This is a genomic window from Shigella sp. SIG3 (assembly GCF_053555855.1).
In genome coordinates this window covers 1-4,490 of sequence record NZ_JBQZXE010000184.1, presented here as the reverse complement: position 1 = coordinate 4,490, position 4,490 = coordinate 1, and the positions used below count along the sequence as shown (strand labels likewise).

The 4,490-nt window shown below is 49.6% G+C and carries 6 protein-coding genes and 2 pseudogenes; all 8 read right to left on the bottom strand.

Features of this window, described 5'->3' with window-relative positions; all coding sequences use genetic code 11:
• Nucleotides 1–440: 440 nt before the first annotated feature.
• Nucleotides 441–806 carry a DUF551 domain-containing protein gene (locus ACUU1I_RS19665; protein ID WP_000610655.1) on the bottom strand — a complete coding sequence of 122 codons (366 nt, stop codon included), beginning with the start codon at nucleotides 804–806 and terminating at the stop codon, nucleotides 441–443.
• Nucleotides 806–1,471, bottom strand: a complete 666-nt coding sequence (locus ACUU1I_RS19660; protein ID WP_005115317.1) for a hypothetical protein — start codon at nucleotides 1,469–1,471, stop codon at nucleotides 806–808. Before ACUU1I_RS19660 ends, ACUU1I_RS19665 begins: the two co-directional genes overlap by 1 nt.
• Nucleotides 1,471–1,833: pseudogene (locus ACUU1I_RS19655) on the bottom strand (HNH endonuclease); the annotation flags it as partial. The gene ACUU1I_RS19660 and the pseudogene ACUU1I_RS19655, both read right to left, overlap by 1 nt.
• Before the next feature lies 1 nt (nucleotide 1,834).
• Nucleotides 1,835–2,053 (bottom strand): DUF4014 family protein, encoded by a 219-nt coding sequence (locus tag ACUU1I_RS19650; RefSeq protein WP_000256997.1) that lies wholly within the window; start codon nucleotides 2,051–2,053, stop codon nucleotides 1,835–1,837.
• Nucleotides 2,054–2,145: 92 nt separating this feature from the next.
• A complete protein-coding gene (locus ACUU1I_RS19645) occupies nucleotides 2,146–2,502 on the bottom strand; it encodes a hypothetical protein (RefSeq protein WP_000403784.1) in 357 nt (118 codons plus the stop codon).
• Nucleotides 2,503–2,559: 57 nt separating this feature from the next.
• Nucleotides 2,560–2,982, bottom strand: coding sequence for a DUF977 family protein (locus ACUU1I_RS19640; RefSeq protein WP_001118171.1), 423 nt, complete (start codon nucleotides 2,980–2,982; stop codon nucleotides 2,560–2,562).
• A gap of 14 nt (nucleotides 2,983–2,996) precedes the next feature.
• Nucleotides 2,997–3,743 (bottom strand): ATP-binding protein, encoded by a 747-nt coding sequence (locus tag ACUU1I_RS19635; RefSeq protein WP_000788996.1) that lies wholly within the window; start codon nucleotides 3,741–3,743, stop codon nucleotides 2,997–2,999.
• Nucleotides 3,744–3,888: 145 nt separating this feature from the next.
• Nucleotides 3,889–4,058 (bottom strand): annotated as a pseudogene (locus ACUU1I_RS19630) (hypothetical protein); the annotation flags it as partial.
• Nucleotides 4,059–4,490 lie beyond the last annotated feature (432 nt).

Sequence of the window (4,490 nt, the reverse complement as noted above, 5' to 3'; positions counted from 1 at the left end):
TGCCTTTCGGCACGTAAGAGGCTAACCTACATTTGTGAGACATAGATTGGGCCTCAGATTAATGTTAAGCGTCTTGCAGGACGCGTAATGTTAACTGGGGCTTTTCTCTGTCTGCCTTACAGTGGCATGCCCGAGGCAGACAGCCTCAAGCACCCGCAGCAATCTTACCGATACCGATAAGAAAACGCTATTTTTTATTGCCAGCACCTTCTATCCAGGCTAATTTATCTGCGTCAGAACGGCGCAATGCGCTCGCCTGAGATACGTTTACTTGCCATGGTAACAACAGGTAACGGCAATTGCTGTTTCTGTTTTGTTTCCTTCAAAAACCCCGGACCATCAATCCGGGGTTTTTGTTTGTTAACCCCAACGGCAAATCGAATACACCACCAGCGCCACCGCCATCGCAATTCCTACCGTGGTGAATGCCTCAGGCCAGGTCATTGATTCACCTCCTGCGGTGGTTCCGGTAGCGGCATCCAGTGAGTTGAGCTCTCTACTTCAACGCCGTCTTTGTCCACAAAAGCCATCTTATTCCCGCCACGAGTGGGGCAAAAAACCTTATCCCAGGAACCGGGGAATACATTCCCGAGATCATCGAGAAGAATCACATCGCAATATTCAGCAGGAACTGCATCACTACAGCTTATCCAGCCAGCCAGAGTTACCGGAGAGTTGCCAGCCTTACGCATGGCCATTTCCACGATTTCAACCATATCTCCTGGTGGAATTTTACAAAGTTGCCCAATACATTTCTGCTGCCTGGCATATTCGAGAATGTGCTCCAGTTTGGTTCGATTAATCATTATTTATCTCCCTTAAGCATGGCAGCGCGGCAGGCGTTCCAGCCATCAACATAATCAAACGTATTACTATCGTTTGGCCCGATTTCATCCGGCACTATCGGCTCTGGTTGGATAGTGACGTTGGCAAAGGCAGCACGCAAACCGGTTTTAATTTCTTCGATTTCACCAGAGCCAAGCGATGAATCTGACAGTGCGTGATGGAATGCGTAAGCCATGTCGTCGTTTACTGCAACCGGCACTGCCGGCGCTGCGTAAAGCGGTGTTATATCTGCCCGAAAATCACATGCTTTATGCAGTCGTACCCAACGCTCAACTTCCGCTTTGTCAAAATATATAGCAGTGAACGTATTAGATTCCTGGTCAACTTGAGTAAACGTCACCTTCCACGCTACAGCTACGGCTTTCCATCCATCAGGTTGTCGCATTCGCGGGGCAGCATAAAGCTCATGCATTCCATCAGGCAGCGAGTGACCCACATACTCACCGAACCCGTCAATACACATGCCCCCATCTTCAACAATGCATTCCGCTACAGGCTCTGCTTCCAGTGATGCCAGAGCGATAAGCGCCAGTTCACGAATTTCACCGCCGTCTATATCGTCAATATCATCGCGGCCAGAAATGTTAGCCAGCCATTGCAGTCGCTCTTTGGTAATAGTGGCCATGCCGTAGCCCCTTCTTGATATTTTTCAAACCAGAACACAACCGGGTCAGATTTCATTTCAACCAATCCCATACGAACCAGCGCTTTGCCTTTCCCGGACGCAAGGAATTCACGACGACCATCACTGATAATTCGTCGATAATCTTCTAGGCTACTGCAATGCTTGTGCAGATTGCATGGGTGGCATTCTGGTACCATGTTGGATATATCGTCACGTTCCTGGTGAAGCATATTTCCATCAAAACGAATGACCGGTTTTACATGGTCTGCATGCCACTTTTCGCCAAGTTCGCAGCCGCAATAAGCGCAGCGACCACCGAACTTCATGCGCAGTTCTGCACGTTGTTTTTTCGTCAGTGCCATATCAGCTTTCCTTATACGGATTAATTTTATTGTGCAGTGTGTTGAATGACGCCCATACCACGTCGTTATACAATTCAATAACTGGCTCAATTATTTTTCCGATTATCCAGACAAAAATTAGCGGGGATATCGGTGTCATCAACACGATAAACAGAATGAGAAACAGGAATTCTGTTGTTCTACTCTTTCGCGGATATTTTTTTCTAAATAATGTAACCATTCATTACCGCCCTTTCGGGCGGTCTCCTGATGATTTGAGGGTGCAGAAATCCCTCCGGTTAAGGATTAAATTTTTAACAGTGCTAAATTTAATTATTCAGTTCTGGATTTTGTCGCCCTGCGTATCCGCGCTTTCGCGTTACGCTCAATCTGTATCAGCTTTTCTATATTTCTCCGCCTTTCCTGTTCCTCCTGGCGCAATAGCCTTACATCATCTGCCAGTCTGGTTTCTCTTTTTGCCACAGAGAGCATCCAGTCAAACGGCTCCACAACCGCACCGCAGATTTTACAGCGGACCTGACGCTCTTTTTCGTCAACCCGGACAGAGGCGTGATGGCAATATGGTCTTTCCGATGGTTCATAAAGAAAATTAACCTGATTACGTGGGTCATCCTCTTTTACCGGAAATAAAACGATATTGCTTAACTCATCTTCTGGTTTTATTTCCATGCTCCTCTCCTTTGATGCGAATACCAGCGGTAATTGAAGCCTGATAGCTAATTTTACTCACAGTACCGCCTCCTGAAATTTCCCCTGATAAAACGCCAGCACGCGCTGCATAGCTTCGCTCTTCCGGCACTCGCGACAGATTATATTCAGGCGCCTGTCGTAGCGGCGTATTTCTCCGTCTGGTAATGACCAGATAAGGTCAGGATCAACCACAACCGGTTTCTTCACCTTTACCCTCGATAGCTTTTTGCGGGCGTTTTGCCAGTCTTTATGAGCCTGTTCAGAGGGAAATACCCCGTAGCCAGAATTATATACATCACCACTTGCGACCAGTTCCATGCATAAGCGACCGACAGACGCACGACTGATACCTGTTTCATCTGACAACTGCCGAATCGTGACCCGACCGTCCTGATGCACGAGTTCCACAATTCGCGTCTTCAGTTCTTCCCGCTGTTCGGGAGTAAAAGGTTTCGCCATAAATCCTCCTGAAACTACTTAACAACCCTCGAATGGCTAACATTCGGACGCCAGCTCTCCCAGTTAAAATTCACCCAGCGCCCGCCGTTCATGACCATGCGATCCATCACCCGCTCGCCGAGAAGTGTATTCATCGCTGCATGGTTAATATTTGTCAGCATCCCCACACCGCGTAACGATGCCGTCCGGCGATCAACAATCTGGTTCAGTACCACCTGCTCGTTTTTCGTATCCCGCTGCATGCCAATTTCATCCAGGACCAGCAGGTCAACACCACAAAGCTCCTGTAAAAATTTTTCACCGGATTTGCCGTTGTCGTAGCTCTCATGCAACACGCTCATGACATCGGACACGGTGACGATAATCACGCTACGCCCCTTCGCCATCAGCCGGTTGCCAATCGCGGCTGCAAGATGATTTTTTCCGGTGCCGGGCTTACCGCTGAACACAAAATTCGTACAGCCTGTCATCAGTTCGTCAGCTATGGATTTCGCCTGACTCAGTGCATGTCGCTGACCGTCGTTCTGCGCCCGGTAATTCGCAAACGAACACTTCCGGTGCAACGGCTGGATGCCGGAGCGGTTCAGAATTTTTTCCACCCGCAACTGACGATTCAGGCGGTTGATCTCCTCGCAACGTTTCTGGCCTTCAGCAAGTTGCCACTCGCGCCACTCCGCAACCGTTCTGAATGGGGCGGTTACATGTGGTGGGGTCAGTCTGCGGATACGCTCCAGAACGCCTCCTGTCGCAATATTTTTCATGGTCTGTTACCCCCTGAAGCCTGGCGGGATCGCACTGTCCGGCAACGAGACGGTGTTAACCTGTCGGAGCAACGTCTCAGGCCGAACACCTTTCGGCGCGAACAGACCCTGGTATTCATTGGCGATGCTGTGTCGAATCACCTGCTCAGGTGTAAAACCCTGCTGACGGAATTTTTCCAGTTCCCGTATCGCCCCGTTAGCGCCCAGCTCCGTTCGAATCGGTTTTCGCAATGCCTGCCTGAACTGGACCCACTCATGCCAGAGTGTATCTGGCAACCAGTCGGGCAGATCAACTGACAACGGGTCAAATTTTTTCTGGCGAACAGCCCCACCGATAACCAGAATTCCCTGCTCGGTGTGCCTTGCGATATCACTGCGCCGCAAGACACATATCCCGGTTTCAACAGCACCGATTTTGAGCAGTGATTTCTGTCGCGGAGAATTTCGGTCAAGCTCGATCCCACACCGGACACCGTTCCTGTCAGTCACGACGATATCAATCCGCCCTCCGCAACCGTCACCACGCTCTGGCACCGGATACTCACGACAGACATCCAGGCCAGCAGCCTGCAACGCAACCACCGCAGAATTACAAAATTCCGCTGCAGTACCGCCAGATAATCTCCCCTCAAGCACTCCAGCCACAAAATCCCGAAACTCCCTTCCGGAAGGGAAGGGTTTGGGATGGGTTAGATCTGTTTTTAGATCTTTATCTGTATCTTTATTAGTTGCCTTTGTGTTGGCATC

Excerpts from the sequence above, each read along its gene's own strand:
- ACUU1I_RS19650 (WP_000256997.1), bottom strand. The coding sequence starts at position 2,053 with ATGGTTACATTATTTAGAAAAAAATATCCGCGAAAGAGTAGAACAACA.
- ACUU1I_RS19660 (WP_005115317.1), bottom strand. The coding sequence starts at position 1,471 with ATGGCCACTATTACCAAAGAGCGACTGCAATGGCTGGCTAACATTTCT.
- ACUU1I_RS19635 (WP_000788996.1), bottom strand. The coding sequence starts at position 3,743 with ATGAAAAATATTGCGACAGGAGGCGTTCTGGAGCGTATCCGCAGACTG.
- ACUU1I_RS19640 (WP_001118171.1), bottom strand. The coding sequence starts at position 2,982 with ATGGCGAAACCTTTTACTCCCGAACAGCGGGAAGAACTGAAGACGCGA.
- ACUU1I_RS19665 (WP_000610655.1), bottom strand. The coding sequence starts at position 806 with ATGATTAATCGAACCAAACTGGAGCACATTCTCGAATATGCCAGGCAG.
- ACUU1I_RS19645 (WP_000403784.1), bottom strand. The coding sequence starts at position 2,502 with ATGGAAATAAAACCAGAAGATGAGTTAAGCAATATCGTTTTATTTCCG.